Raw genomic sequence first — 1234 nt, forward strand, 5'->3', positions numbered from 1 at the left:
GAGAGGGACTGGTCGGACCGGGGGGCCCGACCAGTCCCTCTTCGTCGCGTCCTCCGCCCTCAGGGGATCGGGCCGCCGTCTCTCCTTCGCGTCCTCTTCCCCTACGGGGATCAGGCCGGTGTCTGCTGCCGCGCCTGCCGTCCCGCCGCCGCGGCCGCGAGCCGGCCCAGGGCCTCGTCCCGGTCGCACGGGTGGGCGCCCAGGGCCACCTGACGGGTGATGATCGTGCGCTCCGCGCGCATCAGCCGCCAGCCGCGGCGCAGCAGGAACGGCACCGACTTGCGGCCCTCCTTCAGATCGCGCAGGAACCGCCGCCGGAAGGTGGTGACCGCCCCGCGGCGCAGGCACAACGCGTCCGCCAGCACCCCGCGCTCCCGGCAGCGCTCGATGATCTCCGCGGCGAAGATCCCCTCCGCGATGAACAGCGGTGTACGGCCCAGCCGCAGCGTCTCGGCACCGGTACGGGCGCTGAGCGAGATGTCGTACACCGGCACCGGGGTCGAACCCGTGGCGCACAGCCGGGCGATGGCGTCGACGGCGACGTCCGCGTCCCAGGACTGAGGGTGGTCCCAGTCGATGTCCGAACTCCCCTCCACCAGCGGCAGCGTCGGGTCGTCGGCCTCCTTGTAGAAGTCGTCCAGACGCAGGACGGGCAGCCCGGAACGGGCCGCGACCAGGGACTTGCCCGAACCCGAGGGGCCACACAGCAGCACGACACGGGCGGGGGACGGGGGATGAATGCTCACGGAACACCAGTTTGACGCATAGGGCGCCGCCTGCCGACCCCGCGGTTCGCTTTTGAAGCGCGGGCCCCCTCTCAACTACCCTGTGTCGCGACATCATCACCCTGCGCACCAGAAGGTGGCACCAGCGATGGCCCGACACAGCAAGACCCAGCACCCCACCGCGCGGCGCGCCCTGTTCGCCCTCCTGACCACGGGCGCGGCGCTGGGCGCGGGCGCGGCGACGGCCCACGCGGACGCGAGCACCCCGCTCCTGGACGTGCCGTGGCGGCCCACCTCCCTCGGCAAGATCGACCCCCAGGCCGGCCTCACCGTCCTCACCGGCACGGTCGGCTACGTCACCGGCCCGATCGCCGGCCTCAAGCCCAACCCCCTGGCCGGCACCGGCGTCGACCCCCTCGACAACGGAGTGGGCACCCAGATCGCCGACTTCGAACCGGTCGGCTCCCAGATGCTGACCGCCCCGGTCGCGGAGGCGGAATCACTGGGGG

2 protein-coding genes are annotated in these 1234 nt (G+C 72.9%); one reads left to right on the forward strand and one right to left on the reverse strand.

From position 1 onward, the window contains the following. Positions 1–110: 110 nt before the first annotated feature. Positions 111–746, reverse strand: a complete 636-nt coding sequence (locus FRZ03_RS38300) for a uridine kinase family protein (RefSeq protein WP_261399512.1) — start codon at positions 744–746, stop codon at positions 111–113. Positions 747–873: 127 nt separating this feature from the next. On the opposite strand from FRZ03_RS38300, the gene FRZ03_RS38305 reads away from it, so the two are divergent. Further along, a partial coding sequence (locus tag FRZ03_RS38305) for a hypothetical protein (RefSeq protein ID WP_146469775.1) occupies positions 874–1234 on the forward strand: 361 nt, incomplete at its 3' end.

The sequence above is a fragment of the Streptomyces misionensis genome, assembly GCF_007896895.1.
In the GTDB taxonomy this organism is placed as follows: domain Bacteria; phylum Actinomycetota; class Actinomycetes; order Streptomycetales; family Streptomycetaceae; genus Streptomyces; species Streptomyces misionensis_A.